Origin of the sequence: Streptomyces tsukubensis (assembly GCF_003932715.1) — a bacterium.
Taxonomy (GTDB): domain Bacteria; phylum Actinomycetota; class Actinomycetes; order Streptomycetales; family Streptomycetaceae; genus Streptomyces; species Streptomyces tsukubensis.
Map to the genome: position 1 here is coordinate 6,053,239 of NZ_CP020700.1, position 18,583 is coordinate 6,071,821.

Below are 18,583 nucleotides of genomic sequence, written 5' to 3' on the forward strand. Positions count from 1 at the left end.
ACGCAAGACCCAGAAAGCAACAAGGAAAGGAAGACCGGGATATGTCAGCAGTCCAGAAGGTCGGCGATCAGAGTCTCAAGGATTTCCAGGACGAGATCACCCGGCAGTTCGAGGACATCAAGGGCCAGCTCCAGAGCCTGCAGGGCGTCATCGACAGCCTGGAAGGTTCCTGGAAGGGCATCGGCGCCGGTGCTTTTGATGCGAAGCAGGCCGAGATCAACCAGGGCATGGTGCGCATCGCGAAGCTTCTGCTCAACTTCCAGGAAGCGATCCAGGTCACCCGTACCACCGCCGGCAACACCGAAGACGAGGTCCGTGCCGCTCTTCAGGGCGTCGATGTGACCGCCGGCTTCTCCGGTGACGCCGGGGCGACCCGTGCCGCTACCTCGAACATCGCCGGATACTGACGAGCCTCACGGCTCGGCGCAACACAACCGAATTACTTTCACCCATGGCAGTTGGAGGACGATTCATGGCTCAGGGCAACGACGGCGTCATGCTCGTCACGTACTCGTCGCTGGAGCAGGCGGCGAGCACGATCGAGAAGCAGGCGCAGCGTCTGGACCAGACGCTCGAAGACCTTCAGACCAAGATCCGCAGCGTCTCCGCCACCTTCGAGGGTGACGCCAAGACGGCTGCGGACGCGGCCCACAAAAAGTGGGACAACGAGACGCGTCAGATCCACAACGCCCTGAAGGGCATCGCCCGCGCCGTCCGCGAGGCGGCTCCGGCGTACCAGGCGGGCGACAAGAAGGCCGCCGGCTACTTCTAGGCGCTCGTCCGGTTCTGTCCGGCGCCGGGCCGCTCGTCAGCGGTGAGGTCGGCAATGAGGCAACGCACCAGGGTGGGCATGCGCGGGAGATGCCCACCCTGGTGCTGTCTTCAGCGCATTGCTTCGGGCCGTCGACAGCCCACCGCGCTCACCCTAGTTGCCCGCAGGCAGCGCAGCCGGTACGTGCTGCGGAAGCCCGGAAGCAGCACAACCCAGCCGTTCCGCGACCCTCCGGGAGACCGAGTTGAGGACGGTCATGCGCTCGTCGGCAGTGGACTCCGCGGCCAGCGGGCGTGGTGTCGACAACGAAGACCTCACGAAGGCGGTTTTGCCCTTCTCACCCGTGGTCGGACAGGGGAAGAATATCTGGGCCGATTTATCCCCGTCGACTGCGGCATACTTTCCGACCGGATAGACGGTTCTTTCTCCGTCGCTGCTCTCTGGATTTCCTCGGGGGTAGGAGGTTCGAGGTTCGAAATCTATGGTGAAGAGGGGGATGTCATCCGCGTCATCGCTTGTGTAGACGCGGCAGACGGTGCGCTGTTCGATATCCTTGTGCAGACCTTGGGGCAGGGCTTCGAGAGTGAACTCGTCTCCCGGAACCTCTTCGAACCGATCGAGTTGAGTAGCCTTCTTCAGGGCAGTCTGCGCAGCGGCATCGAGCGTGCCGGCGCAGACCTCTGCCGCAGAAACCCCCGATGGCTCGTTGTCGGCGTCGCCATCGGTGCATCCGGTGGCGACCAAGGCGAAAACCAGGGCCAGAGCGGCCCTGCGGGCCACGGCGTCAAAAACTTTGACAGTGGCCCGAGGGTGGTGGATCATTTCTCATCACCCCTTGTAGGCAGGTCGCCCGCGGAACTCGTTCTGATGTGAGCCAGTTCCCAGATACCCTGCCTCGAAATCTTCCTTCCAGTTTTCCTGATCGGCTTGCTCTCGCACGGAGGGGTTGGCGTTGAGATATGCCTCGTAGCCTTGTGCGATGGAGTTGGCGCCCTCGGAATAGAACTCCCTGCTCGTCATCTGTGCCTGCTCTCCAGGATCCTGCTGAGAACCTTCGGTACCCTTGTCGATCTGCTGTCCGAGGAACGTACTGACCGCGCCACCGACTGTCTCGGCAGCCAGAGGGGCGATGGCTATGGCCGCGCCGGCCGATCCCGGCACGGGAATGGCCGCCACTCCGATGCCGACCACGGCGCCGACCGCAAACTTTCCCCACTCCGCGGAACGGCCGAGTGAGGCGTTGGCGGCCTCCGAGTTTGCACCGTACGTCAGCTCGGCTTGCCGGACCCTTGCGTTATCGAGGATTCCGCGGGCTTCGGCTTCCGCGGAGATGGCGTCGCGTGCCGTGTCAATATTGGTGTCGCTGGTCGCCGGATGGGCATCGAGCATGCTGAGCGTGTACAGATGCTGTGCCGACGTCACGACACTGTGGGAGGTCTCGTGCTGCCCCAGGACACTGAGGAAGTCAATGGCTCCCTGCTCTCCGAAATTCGCCCGGCCTTCGTACTTTTCCGGGAATCCTGCCGTGTCCTTGGCCCCGTCTCCGATTCCCGAGAGGTGGTAGTTGAGGTCGTCGATATAAGCGGCACCCATCTTCCCAAGACTGTCCACCATCTCGGGGCTTCCGTGCAGCATCTTGGGGCCGTCTTCGCCGCCGTAGAGGTACGCGACCTGTTCCATGACATCCGCAGTCTCCGCTGTGCGAAGATCGCCGATCTGGGGTGGAACACCCTTTTCCGTAGTCGGAATGGCGTCATACGCGTATCCGGTGGTGGCAGCCTCCAAGGCGTGGCCGAGTGCGTTGCGTCCTGCTACGACCTTGCTGTCGCCGTCCACGATCGGTGCGTCGGACAGCCAGTTGCGCTCCTTTGCGAGGTAGGCAAGGTTGTCGTTGACCTCCGATGCCTTGTCCACCCGGCCTTCGGCACTCACGGGCTGGGCGAAGAAGTCCGTCGCGGCACCGGGGTTGTGACCGAGGGCCTCCAAGAAGCCCGTCATAGGATCACGGCCGCGGTCGTTCTTGCCCCAGTAGTTGAGATCGCCCTGGTTCCAGTTGTTGATCCAGGGGCTCAGATCCTTGGCGTTGTTCTCCTTGTCGAAGGCGATGAGGCTGTTTCCGTAATGGTTCAGGAACTCGTCGTCATAGTCGCCGAAGCGCATCAGATTGCTCATCACGGCGAAACCCCGAGGATCGTTGGCATCGTCGACCCCGAGGGGGTCCTTCCCCATTTCCACCATCCGCCATTCCCAATTCTTCATGGCGGAACTGCTTGACAGGGTGGCCGTACCCAGGGTGATGCCGAGGTTCTTCTGGAGCTGCTTCGCCTGTTCACCGCGTTTCGGGTCGTAGCGCATGCCTTGAGCAGGATCGGCGATCCCGGCATAGAATTCGAGTGTCCGCTTGGGCCCTGCCTCGATCGCGAACCTCTCGGCGAACAGAGGATCGTTGCTGTAACGGGCCAGCGTACTGTTGAGCCGGGTCAGTTCCTCGTTGGTGACGTCATGAGGATTCTTCTTGAGGATCTGTGCCGCCTCGTCGGCGGCCTTCAAAGCGTCCGCACCACTGTCCCGGTCGGCGTAGGCGGCGGCCGAGAAGCCGACATCGGTCCGGTCGACCAACGCGCGCAGTACCCGGGCGGCGGTGGAGTCACTTTCGGCAGCGCCGTTGAGGACGGTCTGAATCTCGTCGCGCACTGCGAGAGTGTCGTCCGGAGTGTTCTCCGGCACCTTCGTGCCCGGAGCGGCGCGGTCCGGATGAACGATTTTCGTAACGGTGAAGCCGCCGTCGCCCGTGGAGGTCACGGTGAGGTTCTTGCTCCGCGCTCGCTCAAGGGCGTCGTTGAGCTTCCCTTGGAATACCTTCAGCTCATCCCGAGTGTCACGGAGGATGTTGCGGATGGACGTGGCCTGTGTTCTGGCATCGGAGAACTCTCCGGCGGTCTTTCCGATGAACTGACGGGAGACGGTCGCGTTCACCCCCTTCCAGTCGGCTTTCTCCGCTTTGCCCCGTAATCCGGTGCGGGCTTCTTCTTCCAGCTTCTCCAGATTTCCGACGACCTTCGTCCAGTCGCTGACCGCGTCGTCGAGCAGGTCGAACTTCGCGGAGCGCAGTGCGTCTAACTCCATCAGGCCTTCTTCTTCCCCCCGTTGGTTCCGCCGGACCTACCGGCGGGTGTGTCGGATTCGTCGAACCCTCGATCCAGAGTCTGAATGCTGCTCATACTGCGACGGATCCACTCGTCGTCGTCCCTGTGCGTCTTGTTGCTGAGATCCATATGGTTCGAGATGTGGGCACACGCGTCCATGAGGGTGCCCAGCTGTTTGTCCCAACGGGTGGCCACATGCTTCAACGCCGCACCCAGGGCGAACTTCTGGGACGTGAGGCCGTCACCGGCCCTGTCCGTACTGGGAACTACCGCCTGCCGGACCTCCGGCCACAACCGGTTGTACAGCTTGTACGCGTGGTCGCCGACTGCTGCCAGGTCCTTCTGAGTGACCTGCAGATCGCCCGTGCCCACCGCCGGCGGCCGCTCGTCGTCCGGTAGCCCGTTGAGCTGCATCTCCCCCGAGCTGCGCTCCGCGGCCGACGCCTTCAGCTCGTCCCACTCTTCCCACGCCATACGGTTCTTCCCCTTCTCCCGCCCCGCCGAGACGGTGTGCGGAATGTGTTCGGTCGGTGAGTTCAGCAAGCGCATGAGACCAATCGGATGACCGATGACGGCCGGTCGCCGAAACCGAAGGGGCCCGGCGGCACATGTGCCGCCGGGCCCCTCCCTCACTCCACGTCCTCCGGCATCAGCCCCGTCTGCACCAGCGGATTCCCCCGCTGTCGTGAGACGAAGATCCCCCGCCCCGCCGGCATCGGGCGCATGCGCACTCCGCCCAGGATGTCCCCTTCCTGCGGGTCGCCCGAGAGCAGGATTCCCTGGGCGCCGAGTTCCATCATCCGTTGCATGAAGGGTTCGTACGAGGACCTGCTCGCGCCCGCCGCGCTGCGGGCGATGATGAAGCGGACGCCCACGTCCCGGGCGAAGGGCAGGTTCTCGGTCAGCCTGCTCAGCGGGTTGCCGCTGGACGTGGAGACCAGGTCGTAGTCGTCGATCACGACATAGACCGAGGGCCCCCGCCACCAGCTCCGGTCCCGCAGCTGCTGGGCGGTGACGTCCGCCGACGGGGTGCGGCGCTGCATCAGGTCCGCGAGGGCGTCGACGTGGTGTTCCATGGCGTTGGACATCGGGACGTACTCCGCCAGGTGGGTCGCCGGGGTCACGTCCAGCAGCGCCCGCCGGTTGTCGATGACAAAAAACTTCGCGGAGTCGCCGTCGTACCGCTCGGTGAGCTGTTTGATCAGCAGCTTCAGCAGGTTGGACTTGCCGGACTCGCTGTCGCCGAAGACCAGGAAGAACGGGTCGCGTTCGAAGTTGAGCCAGACCGGTTCGAGATTGTTCTCGTCGATACCGAAGGCGACGCCGCGCCCGGGGTCCGCCTGGCCGCCGGGCAGCCTGCCCGCCGGGAGTTCGCGGGGGAGGAGCCGTACGGCCGGCGCGCCGGGCGCGGTCCAGTGGCGGGTGACCTCCTGGGTCATCGCCGCGGTCGCCTCCGACAGATCGCTGTCGGAGTTGATTCCGTCGATCCGCGGCACCGCCGCCATGAAGTGCAGCTTCTCCGGAGTCAGACCCCGCCCCGGCACCCCGGTGGGTACGTTCGCGGCGACCCTGCGGTCCAGTTCGGAGTCCATCGTGTCACCGAGCCGCAGCTCCAGCCGGTTCATCAGGAGGTCCTTGAGGTTGGCCCGGACCTCCATCGAGCGGCCGGCGGTGAGCACGATGTGGATGCCGTAGCCCAGGCCCCGCGCGGCGATGTCGAGGACCGCGGGCTCCAGTGCCTCGTAGTCCGTACGGAAGTTGCCCCAGCCGTCGACGACCAGGAAGACATCGCCCCAGGGCTGGTCCGTCACCGAGATGTCGCCGCGGGCCCGCATGGTGCGGAAGGTCGCGATGGAGTCGATCCCCGCGCTGCGGAAGTACTCCTCGCGCCGGGTGAGGATGCCGTATACCTCGGCCACGGTGCGCCGCACCCGCTCCGGGTCGAGCCGGGAGGCGATCCCGCCGACGTGCGGCAGCCCGGCGACCGCGGACATGCCGCCACCACCGAAGTCGAGGCCGTAGAACTGCACCTCGTGCGGGGTGTGGGTAAGGGCGAACGCCGAGATCAGCGCCCGCAGCAGAGTCGACTTGCCGGACTGCGGGCCGCCGATGATCTGCATATGGCCCGCCGCGCCCGAGAAGTCGCGGTAGAGCGTGTCCCGTCGCTGCTCGAAGGGCTTGTCGACCACGCCGAGGGGGACGACGAGCCGTCCGGCCCCTTCGTACCCGGGCTGGGTGAGCCCCCGGCCCGGTACGTTCGCCAGCCCCGGAACGATCTCGTCCAGCGACGGCGGATTGTCCAGCGGCGGCAGCCACACCTGATGGGCCTCCGCGCCCCGCCCCTCCAGCCGCCGCACGATCACATCGAGGACGGTGTCGGCGAGCGCGTCGTCCTCCGGCGGCCGGGCGTCGGGTACGGCCGGCCGGGCCGCGGGCTGTGCGTAGCGCACCGGCACCGGCGCGGCCGTGAAGTGCACCGGGCGTCGGTCCACCGGCAGCGGACCGCCCGCGGCGGCCACCCGGTTGCCGCCCTCCCGGTAGACCCCGGAGACGTACGCCGCCTTGAACCGCACCATCTCGTCCGTACCGAACTTCAGATAGCCGGAGCCCGGCACGTTCGGCAGCGTGTACGCGTCGGGCACACCGATGGCCGCCCGCGATTCGGCCGCGGAGAAGGTACGGAGACCGATCCGGTACGAGAGGTACGTCTCCAGACCCCGCAGCCGCCCCTCCTCCAGGCGCTGCGACGCCAGCAGCAGATGCACACCCAGGGAGCGGCCGATCCGCCCGATCTGCACGAACATCTCGATGAAGTCCGGCATCGCCGTCAGCAACTCGCTGAACTCGTCGATCACCAGGACCAGCGAAGGGATCGGCTGGAGCGGGGCACCGGCGGCCCGCGCCTTCTCGTAGTCGTGGATATTGGCGTAGTTGCCCGCGTCGCGCAGCAGCTCCTGCCGCCGGTTGAGTTCGCCGCGGATGGAGTCGCCCATCCGGTCCACCAGCGTCAGATCGTCCGCCAGGTTGGTGATCACGGCCGCGACGTGCGGCATCTGCGACATTCCGGCGAAGGTCGCACCACCCTTGAAGTCCGCGAGGACGAAGTTCAGGGTTTCGGAGGAGTGGGTGACGGCCAGTCCGAGGACCAGCGTCCGCAGCAGCTCCGACTTACCGGAACCGGTGGCTCCGACGCAGAGTCCGTGCGGGCCCATGCCCTCCTGTGCCGCCTCCTTCAGGTCGAGCATGACGGGGATCCCGTCCTCGCCCACGCCGATGGGGACGCGCAGCCGCTCCGACTGGGAGCGCGGCCGCCAGGTGCGGCTGACGTCGACGGAGGCCGCGTCGCCCAGGTTCAGCAGATCGGTGAAGTCGAGATTGGCGAGCAGCGGTTCGTCGTCGTCCCCGCCGCTGGCCATCCGCAGCGGCGCGAGCTGGCGGGCCAGCGCCTCGGCCGCCTCCGTACCGAGCAGATCGGGCACACCGTCGTACACCATGCCGTGCCCGGACTCCAGCCGCAGCGAGTCGGGGGTGACGATCACCGCGAGCCCGCCGCGCGGCCCGCTGAGCTCGCCCGGTACGACCTCGATGACGGTGACGCCCTGAATGCCCTCGGGCGCGGCCAGCGGCGAGGTCGGGGTGACCGACTGGCCGTCGAGCACCACCACCACGTGCGGCTGGTCGAGCAGCGGCTGCCCGCCGCCCTGGAAGCGGGGCCGGCCGTCGATCCGGGCCGCGAGCAGTTCGTCGAGCTCCCGCGGATCGACGGTGATCAGCCGGCGGCTGCCGGCGCCGTCGCCCTCACCCCCCGCCTGGAGGTGCGGCAGCCACTTCGCCCATTCCCAGTGGTCCACGGAGTCCCGGCTCGCGGCGATCACCACGGTGAGGTCGTCGGGGGAGTGCAGCGAGGCCAGCGACGCGATCACGGAACGGGCCGCGGAGCGTACGGAATCGGGGCGTCCGCCTATGGTCAGGTGGTAGAAGGCGCGCAGCGAGACCGCCAGCGGCAGCCCGTCGAGCGTGCTGTGCGCGGCGAGGAACTGCCGCATCGCGCTCGCCGTCAGCGGCTCCAGATCGTCGACCGGCGCGGTCTCGGGCGCCAGGATCGGGGTGGCGAGCTGCTGGCTGCCCAGACCGATCCGCACCTGGCCGAAGTCGGGGTCGCCGATCCGCCGCTCCCAGACCCGGCTGCCCTCGGCGACCAGCGCCCACAGCTGTTCGGGCGACGGATGCAGGTAGTACTGGGCGTCCCGCTGGAGCCGTGCCGTCCGCTGGACCCGACGCCGAGTCTGGTTCAGGTACTTCAGATAGTCGCGCCGCAGATCCGCGAGCTCCCCCTGGGTCCCGCGCCGATAGCGGACCAGCATCGCGATGGCCATGGCGATCGTCGACGCGATCATGATCATGCCCATGATCCGCATGATGGGGTTCGGCGTCATGAAGAAGAACACCACCGAACCGCCCATGCCCAGCATCGGCAGCAGCTGCATCAGCGCGCCCTCCTGCTGCCCGCGGGGCAGTTCCGGAGGAGGCTGCAACTGAAGGGGGTCGCCGGGCACCTCGGAAGGCAGGGCCCGTGGTGGGCGCTTGACGACGATCTGACTCACAAGCTCACCAATTCCCTTGCCGGACGGAAATGTTCCTGTCGGCGCCCCCGTGGCGACCGCCCCGTCCGCGGTGAGGGATCCTACTTGCGCGGCGCGTACGGGGTGCGGGGTAGGGTGACGCGATCGGTTTGCGCACCCGTTCCGCCCGCGCGGATCACCCGGGAATCACCCGCGGATCACCGGGGAATCACCCGGAGAAAACGGGTGATTCGGAGTGCGGTGCCGGTCCGGTGGAAAATGGCCCGGATGAAATGAATACGGACCGAGGGTGCGAATTCGGGCCGTCCGGGTGGGGTGCAAAGCCGGACCTATCGCACGCGGGGTCGACAGGGGCGGCGCGTATCCACCGTATGGAGGCGAAGTGTGAAGTCTTCGTACGGAGTCGGTGTACGTGCCGGACGGGCCCGCGGCCGGACGCGTACGAACAGCGTACGCACAGCGGGCCGCGGCGGACCGGGGCCGTAGAGCCGCAACACGGAACACAGGACACGGCCCGCCGAACAGCAGCACCGGAACGACGGCACCCGGAACAACAGCACCCGGAGCAGCAGGGGCCCGAGCCGGTGCAGGTGAACATCACGAGGGGATGCAGCAGGTGAGTATGGTGACCTCAGCGGCGGCGCACGGGCCCGGCCAGCCGGGATCGGTGGCCCCGTCCAGCAGCGGAACCGGTTTCTGCCGGGTGACGGTCGTCGCGCCGGACGGACGCGTCGACGTCGCCCTCCCCGAGGACATCGCCGTCGCGGACCTCTACCCCGAGATCCTCCGCCTCTCCGGCCAGAGCCCCGAGCCCGGCGCCCCCGTCGGCTACCACCTCGTACGCCGCGACGGCACCGTCCTCGACAGCGCCCGCTCCCTCGGCACCCAGCGCATCCTCGACGGCGAACTGCTCTCCCTGCGCCCCTTCGCCGAATCGCTGCCCCCGGCCGTCTTCGACGACGTCTCCGACGCCGTCGCCACTGCCGTCGCCAGGGACCGCACCCTCTGGAGCGACGCCCTGATGCGCGGCGCCGGCCTCTTCGGCGGCTCCGTCCTGCTGCTCCTCCTCGCCTTCGTGCTCTGGACCTCCGACCCCCGCAACGACATGCACGGCCTGCCGGGCGTGCTCGCCGGGGTCGCCGCGCTCCTCCTGCTCGCCCTCGCCGGTATCCGCGCCCGCGTCTACGACGACCGGGCCTCCGCCGTCGCCCTCGGCCTCGGCGCCATGGCCAACGCCGGCATCGGCGGCAGCGGACTCCTGCCGCCCGCCGACGGCCAGGGCATCGGCAAGCTGCAGTTCCTGCTCGCCTGCGCCGCCGTCCTCGTCGTCGCGGTCATCCTCACCATCGTCGCCCCCGGCGGCGACGGCCCCTTCGTCGCCTTCGTCTTCGCCGCCGTGATCGGTGTGCTCGCCACCTTCGTCGCGATCCTCCAGGAGCTGACCCCGGTCGAGACGGCCGCGATGTGCGCCCCGCTCGCCGTCGGCGCCCTCGCCTTCCTGCCCGGCCTGTCCACCCGCTTCGCCCGGCTCCCGATCGGCTTCGACCCGCCCCGTACCACCGTCGGCGACTACGGCTCCGACGACGAGCCCGCCGGACCGGTCGACGGCGAGCGCATCGCCGCCCGGGCCCGCCGCGGCCACGAACTGCTCGTCGGCCTCGTCGGCGGCTGCGCCCTGGTCACCGTGGGCGCCGGCGCGGTCCTCGGCTTCTCCGACAACGTCTGGGGCCAGCTGCTCGCCCTGGCCACCGGAATCGCCATGCTGATGCGCGCCCACCTCTTCCGCTACACCGCGCAGGTCGGCTGCGCCCTCGCCGCCGGTCTGGGCTGCCTCGTCCTCCTCGGCCTCGGTCTGGCGATCAACCCGCCCGCCGAGCTGATGCTGGACGCCTTCCGGGGCGACACCACCGCCCTCGACATCCGCACCGTCTGGCTGGCCGCCGCCGTCGCCGGGGTCGCCGCGCTGATCATCGCCATCGGCCTGATCGTCCCGCGCACCGGAGTCACCCCCTTCTGGGGCCGCTTCCTGGAGATCGCGGAGACCTTCGTCCTGCTGACGCTGCTGCCGCTCTGCCTGGCGGTCTTCGACGTCTACCACTCCATCCGCGCCCTCACCTCGGACTGACCCGCCACCGAGGCCGGCCCCCGGCCGCCGACCCCCGGCCCCGGGTCCCCGCCCCCCGGACCGGCGCCCCTCCCCGGGGCTGGTACGCTGGCTGACGGCCGTTTGTGTACGCCCTCCCGGAATCCCCGGAGCCCCTCGCGGGCCCCGTCGGAGCTGGGAGGAGCGCTCATCGGACCTCCGCCCCCGAGTCACCGAAGCTCCCCTGAGAAAACGCCAGGGGCACTCGCGGGCGCTTCGAACACCATCTGAGGAGTACGTGTGTCTCTCGACGCCGCCACGAAGAAGCAGATCATGGCCGAGTTCGGCACCAAGGAGGGCGACACCGGCTCCCCCGAGGTCCAGGTCGCGATGCTCTCCCGCCGCATCTCGGACCTGACCGAGCACCTCAAGACCCACAAGCACGACCACCACTCCCGCCGTGGTCTGCTGATCCTGGTGGGCCAGCGCCGCCGTCTGCTGCAGTACCTGGCCAAGAAGGACATCCAGCGCTTCCGTACGCTGGTCGACCGCCTCGGCATCCGCCGCGGTGCGGCCGGCGGCGCCAAGTAAGACGCTGTGAAGGGGAGCGGTTCCCGCCTGACGGGACCGCTCCCCTTCGGCTTTTTGCCGATCTTTTGCCGATCTGCGGTATGCATGGACGGTACGTACCGGTTCTTTGACCGGACGTGACCGCTGTACGTGCGCGACGTACCGCACGGCATTTAGTCTGGACGCATGACACAGCGCCGGTCCCACCGGACCGGAGCGCATCCAAGGAGAGGCCGGCTCGCCCCCGCCGGTCCTCGGTAGTGGCTCCCGGGAGACTCGAACCCCGGCAGCTTCGATCGAAGACCGGCCCAGTACGAGCGCTTCTCCACCTGTCCCCGCGCCACACGGGCACGAGGACGAAAGACGTAACGAAACGTAACGGAGAACACGCTAGTGGAGAACGAGACCCACTACGCCGAGGCCGTCATTGACAACGGCACCTTCGGCACCCGCACCATCCGCTTCGAGACCGGCCGTCTGGCCCGTCAGGCCGCCGGCTCCGCCGTGGCCTACCTGGACGACGACACCATGGTGCTGTCGGCCACCACCGCCTCGAAGAAGCCCAAGGACCAGCTCGACTTCTTCCCCCTGACGGTCGACGTCGAGGAGCGGATGTACGCCGCCGGGAAGATCCCCGGCTCCTTCTTCCGCCGCGAGGGCCGCCCCTCCGAGGACGCCGTCCTCACCTGCCGGCTGATCGACCGCCCGCTGCGCCCCTCCTTCAAGAAGGGCCTGCGCAACGAGATCCAGATCGTCGAGACGATCATGGCGCTCAACCCCGACCACCTCTACGACGTGGTCGCCATCAACGCCGCCTCCTGCTCCACGCAGCTGGCCGGCCTGCCCTTCTCCGGCCCGATCGGCGGCACCCGCGTCGCGCTGATCAAGGGCCAGTGGGTCGCCTTCCCGACCCACACCGAGCTGGAGGACGCCGTCTTCGACATGGTCGTCGCCGGCCGGGTCCTGGAGGACGGCGACGTCGCGATCATGATGGTCGAGGCGGAGGCCACCGAGAAGACCGTCCAGCTGGTGAAGGACGGCGCCGAGGCCCCCACCGAGGAGCTCGTCGCCGCCGGCCTGGAGGCCGCGAAGCCCTTCATCAAGGCGCTCTGCAAGGCCCAGTCCGAGCTGGCCGCCAAGGCCGCCAAGCCCGAGGGCGAGTTCCCGGTCTTCCTGGACTACCAGGACGACGTGTACGAGGCCCTGGCCTCCGCCGTCAAGGGCGAGCTGGCCCAGGCGCTCACCATCGCGGGCAAGCAGGAGCGCGAGACCGAGCTGGACCGCGTCAAGGAGCTGGCCGCCGAGAAGCTCCTCCCGGCCTTCGAGGGCCGCGAGAAGGAGATCTCCGCCGCTTACCGCTCGCTGACCAAGAACCTGGTCCGCGAGCGCGTGATCAAGGAGAAGGTCCGCATCGACGGCCGCGGTGTCACCGACATCCGCACCCTGGCCGCCGAGGTCGAGGCCATCCCGCGGGTCCACGGCTCCGCCCTCTTCGAGCGTGGCGAGACCCAGATCCTGGGCGTCACCACCCTCAACATGCTCCGCATGGAGCAGCAGCTGGACACCCTCTCCCCGGTGACCCGCAAGCGCTACATGCACAACTACAACTTCCCGCCGTACTCCGTCGGCGAGACCGGCCGCGTCGGCTCCCCGAAGCGCCGCGAGATCGGCCACGGCGCGCTCGCCGAGCGCGCGATCGTGCCGGTGCTCCCGAGCCGCGAGGAGTTCCCGTACGCGATCCGTCAGGTCTCCGAGGCCCTCGGCTCCAACGGCTCCACCTCCATGGGTTCGGTCTGCGCCTCCACCATGTCGCTGCTGAACGCCGGTGTGCCGCTGAAGGCCCCGGTCGCCGGTATCGCCATGGGTCTGATCTCCCAGGAGATCGACGGCCAGACGCACTACGTCACCCTCACCGACATCCTCGGTGCGGAGGACGCCTTCGGCGACATGGACTTCAAGGTCGCCGGTACGAAGGAGTTCGTCACCGCCCTCCAGCTCGACACCAAGCTGGACGGCATCCCGGCCTCCGTCCTGGCCGCGGCCCTGAAGCAGGCCCGTGACGCCCGCCTCCACATCCTCGACGTGATGATGGAAGCGATCGACACCCCGGACGAGATGTCCCCGAACGCCCCGCGGATCATCACCGTCAAGATCCCCGTGGACAAGATCGGTGAGGTCATCGGCCCGAAGGGCAAGATGATCAACCAGATCCAGGAGGACACCGGCGCCGAGATCACCATCGAGGACGACGGCACGATCTACATCGGTGCCGCCGACGGTCCGGCCGCCGAGGCCGCCCGCGCCACGATCAACGGCATCGCCAACCCGACGATGCCCGAGGTCGGCGAGCGCTACCTGGGCACGGTCGTCAAGACCACCACCTTCGGTGCCTTCGTCTCCCTGCTCCCCGGCAAGGACGGACTGCTGCACATCTCGCAGATCCGCAAGCTGGCCGGCGGCAAGCGCGTGGAGAACGTCGAGGACGTCCTCGGTGTCGGCGCCAAGGTCCAGGTCGAGATCGCCGAGATCGACTCCCGCGGCAAGCTCTCCCTCATCCCCGTGATCGAGGGCGAGGACGGCGACGACGCGGCGGACAAGAAGGACGACGCTGCCAAGTGACGTCGCGCGGCTTCAAGGCGACGGCCCGCACCTCCTCGGAGGTGCGGGCCGTCGCCCGTACCCAAACGCTTCTCAAGGGCACGAACGGCATCGGCACGGTCCGGCGCACCACCCTCCCCGGGGGGCTGCGGATCGTCACCGAAACCCTGCCGTCCGTACGCTCCGCCACCTTCGGGATCTGGGCGCACGTCGGCTCCCGTGACGAGACCCCGGCGCTCAACGGCGCCACCCACTATCTGGAGCACCTCCTCTTCAAGGGCACCCGGCGACGGTCCGCCCTCGACATCTCCTCCGCCGTCGACGCGGTCGGCGGCGAGATGAACGCCTTCACGGCGAAGGAGTACACCTGCTACTACGCACGGGTCCTCGACACCGATCTGCCGCTCGCCATCGACGTCGTCTGCGACATGCTCACCGGCTCGCTGATCGAGCAGGAGGACGTCGACGCCGAGCGCGGGGTCATCCTCGAAGAGATCGCGATGACCGAGGACGACCCCGGCGACTGTGTGCACGACCTCTTCGCGCACACCATGTTCGGGGACACCCCCCTCGGCCGCCCCGTCCTCGGCACGGTCGACACGGTCAACGCGCTCACCGCCGACCGGATCCGCCGCTTCTACAAGAAGCACTACGACCCCACCCACCTGGTGGTCGCAGCGGCGGGCAACGTCGACCACGCCACCGTGGTACGCCAGGTCCGCCGCGCCTTCGAACGGGCCGGCGCCCTCACCCGTACCGACGCGGTCCCGCTCGCCCCCCGCGACGGAGGACGTACGGTCCGCACCGCGGGCCGGGTCGAACTGCTCGGCCGGAAGACCGAGCAGGCCCATATCGTCCTCGGCATGCCCGGCCTGGCCAGGACCGACGACCGCCGCTGGGCCCTCGGCGTACTGAACACCGCCCTCGGCGGCGGTATGTCCTCCCGGCTCTTCCAGGAGGTTCGGGAGAAGCGCGGTCTGGCCTACAGCGTGTACTCGTACACCTCGGGCTTCGCCGACTGCGGACTCTTCGGCGTGTACGCGGGCTGCCGCCCCGCCCAGGTCCACGACGTCCTCAAGATCTGCCGGGACGAACTGGACCGGGTCGCCTCCGACGGTCTCACCGACGACGAGATCGGCCGGGCCGTCGGGCAGCTGTCCGGCTCCACGGTCCTCGGTCTGGAGGACACCGGGGCGCTGATGAACCGTATCGGCAAGAGCGAACTGTGCTGGGGCTCCCAGATGTCCGTCGACGAGATGCTGGGCCGGATAGCGGCCGTCACCCCCGACGAGGTGCGCGAGGTCGCCGCCGAGGTACTCGGCCACCGCCCGTCGCTCGCGGTCATCGGCCCGCTGAAGGACCGGCAGGCCGACCGGCTCCACGAATCGGTTTCTTAAGGCTCGGGCCGTGTCCGGGCCGGGTCCCGGGCACGGCCTAGGCTTGGACCGACGACCTGAGAAGTGCCTTCCGGAGGAAAGAGACTGATGAGCAAGTTGCGCGTGGCGGTCATCGGAGCCCGGGGCCGGATCGGCTCCGAGGCGGTCCGGGCCGTGGAGGGCGCCGGAGATCTGGAGCTGGTCGCGGCCCTGGGCCGGGGCGACAAGCTGGAGACGCTGGTCGACGCGGGCGCCCAGGTGGTGGTCGAGCTGACCACCCCCGCGTCCGTGATGGGCAATCTCGACTTCTGTGTACGCCACGGCATCCACGCCGTCGTCGGCACCACCGGCTGGACCGACGATCGGCTCGCACAGCTCGGCACCAGCCTCGACGCGTCCCCCGGGACCGGCGTCCTGATCGCCCCGAACTTCTCCATCGGCGCGGTCCTCACGATGAAGTTCGCGCAGGCGGCGGCGCGCTGGTTCGAATCGGCCGAGGTCGTGGAGCTGCACCACCCCAACAAGGCCGACGCCCCCAGCGGCACCGCCACCCGTACCGCCCAGCTCATCGCCGCGGCCCGTGCCGACGCCGGGCTCGGCGCCCAGCCGGACGCCACGGCCACCGCCCTGGACGGCGCCCGCGGCGCCGATGTCGACGGTGTGCCGGTGCATGCGGTACGGCTCCGGGGGCTCCTCGCCCACCAGGAGGTCCTCCTCGGCGGCGAGGGGGAGACCCTCACCATCCGGCACGATTCGCTGCACCACAGCAGCTTTATGCCCGGGATCCTGCTCGGGGTCCGCCGGATCGGCTCCGTACCCGGTCTGACCATGGGCCTGGAGCACTTCCTCGACCTCGGCCTCGACCGGCCCGCAGCCCACTGACCGACTGATCGAACTGATCGACATGCGCGCGAAAATCACCTACTTCGTCACGGCCGCCGTCCTGGTCGTCTACTTCGTCCTGGTCGGCAGCCGCGGTCTGCTCCTCATCCAGCAGGGCACCTGGCTGACCGTCGCCTTCGGCATCTCCGTACTGGCCCTGCCGGTCATCGGGGTCTGGTTCCTCTGGAAGAACACCCGCTTCGTCACCCGGGCCAACCGGCTGGCGGCCGAGCTGGAGGCCGAGGGCGGACTGCCCGTCGACGATCTCGCCCGGACCCCGAGCGGACGCATCGACCGGGATGCCGCGGACGAGGTGTTCGCGCGGCGCCGGGCCGAGACCGAGGACGCCCCGGACGACTGGCGCTGCTGGTTCCGGCTGGCGATCGCCTACCACGACGCCCGGGACACCCCGCGGGCGCGCAAGGCCATGCAGCGCGCCATCGCCCTGCACGAGACCGCCGGGGCCTGAGAAACCCCCGAGCGGGTGCAGCAGACGGAACCGCGCCGGACCCGACGGGGTCCGGCGCGGTTCTGTGCGGTTCCGTGCGTACGGATACGCGGCTACGGCGCAGGGGAGCGTACGGTGCCCCGCACCGCCCGCCCCGCGGCCGCGGGGCGGGCGGTGGAACGGTCAGTCCGCCGGCCCGTACTCCGCCGCCCAGGCCTCCACCGTGTCCGCCGCCCGGTCGAAGGCCTCGACCCGGGAGAGGAAGTCCGCGTTGTGGTCGGTCAGCAGCTCCAGCGGCTCGTTCCGGCCGCGGCGGTTCAGGTGCAGCGCCTGACCCTGCACGGTCCGCGGCAGCCCCAGCCAGCGCACCGGCTGCTGCACCGTCTGGACCCGGGTCACATCCGACCAGCGGAGCGTCGACGTGGTGAAGAAGCCGACCCGGCGCAGCCCGTGGCGGCTCACCCAGACGCCCGACCGCAGCAGGCGCAGGGCCAGGGCGATCATCACCAGGCCCACCGAGAGGCAGAGACCGGCCGCGGACATGGCGCCCGCGGCGGCAACGATCACGGCCGCGATCATCACGAACGACGTCAGCAGCAGAAGCAGGGCCGCGGCCCCCACCCGCCAGGGACCGGGGCGGTACGGCCGCCGCCACTGGTCGTGATCGTCGAAGGGCAGGGCGACGTCCGCGGAGTCCTCCGCCGGGGCGCCGAACGCGCGGTCGGCCGTCAGAAAGGTCAGGGGCACGACTGTTCTCCACTCACCAGCACACTCGAATTGTGGGGGCTGTGACGGGTGAGGCTACCGAGGCGCTCCGGGGCCGACTACCCCAGGGGGCCGTGCGGCTCACCGACGCTCGGCCGCCTCACTCTGCTGTGCGGTCTCGGGTGAGCTGCCGGACTCCAGCGCGGGGACGCCGAAGAGCAGAGACCCCACCAGCCCGGCGACGATGCTCAGTCCGATCAGCGTACGACCGGTGAGCTGGGAGACCGTGGGACGCTCGCGCGGCGGAGGAGTGACGTTACTGCGGAAGCGCTCGGCATCCTCTTCGGCCCGGGTGGCCTCGGCGACGAACGAGAACGGGACGGCTTCCCGCCGGCGAAACATCGGATCACGCTCCTGGTGGAGTTCGGTGTGACTACTGGAAGGGCTGTTACCCAGAGAGACGTACGGAACGGCGATTCGGTGCCGGATCCGTGCGAATCGGTCCGGGAAACATCGGCGAAGCGTGAAGGGGGGACGGGATTGAGGGTGGACTAAGGTGGTTGCCGCCCCCCACCCGCCCCCAGGAGAGGACCCCTCCAGGTGACCGACACCCCCGCCGATTCCGCGCCCCCCACCTTCCGCAGCGATGTCACCGTCGAGCTGGTGAAGCACTCCGCCGCGGACTCCGACGTCCTGTGGGCGGCCCGGGTCTCCACGGCCGGAGAGCAGTCCCTGGACGAGCTGAAGAAGGACCCGGAGCGGTCGAAGGGGCTCATCAACTTCCTGATGCGCGACCGGCACGGCAGCCCGTTCGAGCACAACTCCATGACCTTCTTCATCAGCGCCCCGATCCTGGTCTTCCGCGAGTTCATGCGGCACCGCGCGGGCTGGTCGTACAACGAGGAATCCGGCCGCTACCGGGAGCTCCAGCCGGTCTTCTACGTCCCCGGACAGGACCGCAAGCTGGTCCAGGAGGGCCGCCCGGGCAAGTACGTCTTCATCGACGGCAGCCCCGAGCAGCACAAGATCGTCTCCGAGGCGATGGAGGACTCCTACCGCCGGTCGTACGAGACCTACCAGGAGATGCTGGCCGCGGGCATCGCCCGGGAAATCGCCCGTTCGGTCCTGCCCGTCGGTCTCTTCTCCTCCATGTACGCCACCTGCAACGCCCGCTCGCTGATGCACTTCCTCGGTCTGCGCACCCAGCACGAGCAGGCGAAGGTCCCGTCCTTCCCGCAGCGCGAGATCGAAATGGTCGGCGAGCAGATGGAGCGGCACTGGGCGCAGTTGATGCCGCTGACGTACGAGGCGTTCAACGCCAACGGCCGAATCGCGCCCTGAACCGTCCGGAGCCGCCGGACCACCCCCGATCCCGTCCCCCGGTCGGGCAGCGGCGGTACAGATGTACGGATTCTCCGGG

At 68.7% G+C, this 18,583-nt stretch carries 15 protein-coding genes; 9 read left to right on the top strand and 6 right to left on the bottom strand.

Annotated features, from left to right (window positions below; genetic code table 11):
- Window positions 1-41: 41 nt before the first annotated feature.
- Both B7R87_RS25205 and B7R87_RS25210 read left to right on the top strand, forming a co-directional pair.
- Entirely contained in the window at window positions 42-407 is a 366-nt protein-coding gene (locus B7R87_RS25205; RefSeq protein ID WP_006346220.1) for a WXG100 family type VII secretion target, read from the top strand.
- A gap of 65 nt (window positions 408-472) precedes the next feature.
- Window positions 473-772: a WXG100 family type VII secretion target gene (locus tag B7R87_RS25210; protein WP_006346219.1), complete on the top strand. Its 300-nt coding sequence runs from the start codon at window positions 473-475 to the stop codon at window positions 770-772.
- A gap of 153 nt (window positions 773-925) precedes the next feature.
- Here B7R87_RS25210 and B7R87_RS25215 read toward each other — a convergent pair whose 3' ends face one another.
- From B7R87_RS25215 to eccCa, 4 genes are all read right to left on the bottom strand, one after another.
- Window positions 926-1,594: a hypothetical protein gene (locus B7R87_RS25215; protein ID WP_130585168.1), complete on the bottom strand. Its 669-nt coding sequence runs from the start codon at window positions 1,592-1,594 to the stop codon at window positions 926-928.
- Between the two features lie 6 nt (window positions 1,595-1,600).
- Window positions 1,601-3,898 (bottom strand): DUF6571 family protein, encoded by a 2,298-nt coding sequence (locus B7R87_RS25220; protein WP_006346218.1) that lies wholly within the window; start codon window positions 3,896-3,898, stop codon window positions 1,601-1,603.
- Complete coding sequence (locus B7R87_RS25225) at window positions 3,898-4,467, bottom strand: hypothetical protein (RefSeq protein WP_233168923.1); 570 nt, start codon at window positions 4,465-4,467, stop codon at window positions 3,898-3,900. The genes B7R87_RS25220 and B7R87_RS25225 overlap by 1 nt, the downstream gene beginning before the upstream one ends.
- Window positions 4,468-4,547: 80 nt before the next feature.
- Window positions 4,548-8,522 carry a type VII secretion protein EccCa gene (gene eccCa / locus B7R87_RS25230; RefSeq protein ID WP_078902103.1) on the bottom strand — a complete coding sequence of 1,325 codons (3,975 nt, stop codon included), beginning with the start codon at window positions 8,520-8,522 and terminating at the stop codon, window positions 4,548-4,550.
- A 601-nt stretch (window positions 8,523-9,123) separates the two neighbouring features.
- Here eccCa and eccD point away from each other — a divergent pair.
- The 6 genes from eccD to B7R87_RS25260 all read left to right on the top strand — a co-directional run bounded on the left by eccD (window position 9,124) and on the right by B7R87_RS25260 (window position 16,479).
- The gene (gene eccD, locus B7R87_RS25235; RefSeq protein ID WP_040913919.1) at window positions 9,124-10,626 is read left to right on the top strand and encodes a type VII secretion integral membrane protein EccD; all 1,503 of its coding nucleotides are present in this window, start codon (window positions 9,124-9,126) and stop codon (window positions 10,624-10,626) included.
- Window positions 10,627-10,884: 258 nt separating this feature from the next.
- Window positions 10,885-11,175, top strand: a complete 291-nt coding sequence (rpsO, locus tag B7R87_RS25240; RefSeq protein ID WP_006346214.1) for a 30S ribosomal protein S15 — start codon at window positions 10,885-10,887, stop codon at window positions 11,173-11,175.
- Window positions 11,176-11,547: 372 nt separating this feature from the next.
- The gene (locus B7R87_RS25245) at window positions 11,548-13,773 is read left to right on the top strand and encodes a polyribonucleotide nucleotidyltransferase (RefSeq protein ID WP_006346213.1); all 2,226 of its coding nucleotides are present in this window, start codon (window positions 11,548-11,550) and stop codon (window positions 13,771-13,773) included.
- Window positions 13,770-15,149 (top strand): M16 family metallopeptidase, encoded by a 1,380-nt coding sequence (locus tag B7R87_RS25250; protein WP_157997802.1) that lies wholly within the window; start codon window positions 13,770-13,772, stop codon window positions 15,147-15,149. The genes B7R87_RS25245 and B7R87_RS25250 overlap by 4 nt, the downstream gene beginning before the upstream one ends.
- Before the next feature lie 87 nt (window positions 15,150-15,236).
- Window positions 15,237-16,010, top strand: coding sequence for a 4-hydroxy-tetrahydrodipicolinate reductase (gene dapB / locus B7R87_RS25255; RefSeq protein WP_006346211.1), 774 nt, complete (start codon window positions 15,237-15,239; stop codon window positions 16,008-16,010).
- 22 nt (window positions 16,011-16,032) lie between these two features.
- Window positions 16,033-16,479: a hypothetical protein gene (locus B7R87_RS25260; protein ID WP_006346210.1), complete on the top strand. Its 447-nt coding sequence runs from the start codon at window positions 16,033-16,035 to the stop codon at window positions 16,477-16,479.
- 162 nt (window positions 16,480-16,641) lie between these two features.
- On the opposite strand, the gene B7R87_RS25265 is transcribed toward B7R87_RS25260, so the two are convergent.
- Window positions 16,642-17,205, bottom strand: a complete 564-nt coding sequence (locus tag B7R87_RS25265) for a hypothetical protein (protein WP_006346209.1) — start codon at window positions 17,203-17,205, stop codon at window positions 16,642-16,644.
- Window positions 17,206-17,304: 99 nt separating this feature from the next.
- Window positions 17,305-17,565 carry a hypothetical protein gene (locus tag B7R87_RS25270; protein ID WP_006346208.1) on the bottom strand — a complete coding sequence of 87 codons (261 nt, stop codon included), beginning with the start codon at window positions 17,563-17,565 and terminating at the stop codon, window positions 17,305-17,307.
- A gap of 198 nt (window positions 17,566-17,763) precedes the next feature.
- On the opposite strand from B7R87_RS25270, the gene thyX reads away from it, so the two are divergent.
- Window positions 17,764-18,504: an FAD-dependent thymidylate synthase gene (thyX, locus tag B7R87_RS25275; protein WP_006346207.1), complete on the top strand. Its 741-nt coding sequence runs from the start codon at window positions 17,764-17,766 to the stop codon at window positions 18,502-18,504.
- The last annotated feature ends 79 nt before the right edge of the window (window positions 18,505-18,583 follow it).

Coding starts and splice junctions, on each gene's coding strand:
- B7R87_RS25205 (WP_006346220.1), top strand. CDS start 42: ATGTCAGCAGTCCAGAAGGTCGGCGATCAGAGTCTCAAGGATTTCCAG.
- B7R87_RS25210 (WP_006346219.1), top strand. CDS start 473: ATGGCTCAGGGCAACGACGGCGTCATGCTCGTCACGTACTCGTCGCTG.
- B7R87_RS25215 (WP_130585168.1), bottom strand. CDS start 1,594: ATGATCCACCACCCTCGGGCCACTGTCAAAGTTTTTGACGCCGTGGCC.
- B7R87_RS25220 (WP_006346218.1), bottom strand. CDS start 3,898: ATGGAGTTAGACGCACTGCGCTCCGCGAAGTTCGACCTGCTCGACGAC.
- B7R87_RS25225 (WP_233168923.1), bottom strand. CDS start 4,467: ATGCGCTTGCTGAACTCACCGACCGAACACATTCCGCACACCGTCTCG.
- eccD (WP_040913919.1), top strand. CDS start 9,124: ATGGTGACCTCAGCGGCGGCGCACGGGCCCGGCCAGCCGGGATCGGTG.
- dapB (WP_006346211.1), top strand. CDS start 15,237: ATGAGCAAGTTGCGCGTGGCGGTCATCGGAGCCCGGGGCCGGATCGGC.
- B7R87_RS25260 (WP_006346210.1), top strand. CDS start 16,033: ATGCGCGCGAAAATCACCTACTTCGTCACGGCCGCCGTCCTGGTCGTC.
- B7R87_RS25270 (WP_006346208.1), bottom strand. CDS start 17,565: ATGTTTCGCCGGCGGGAAGCCGTCCCGTTCTCGTTCGTCGCCGAGGCC.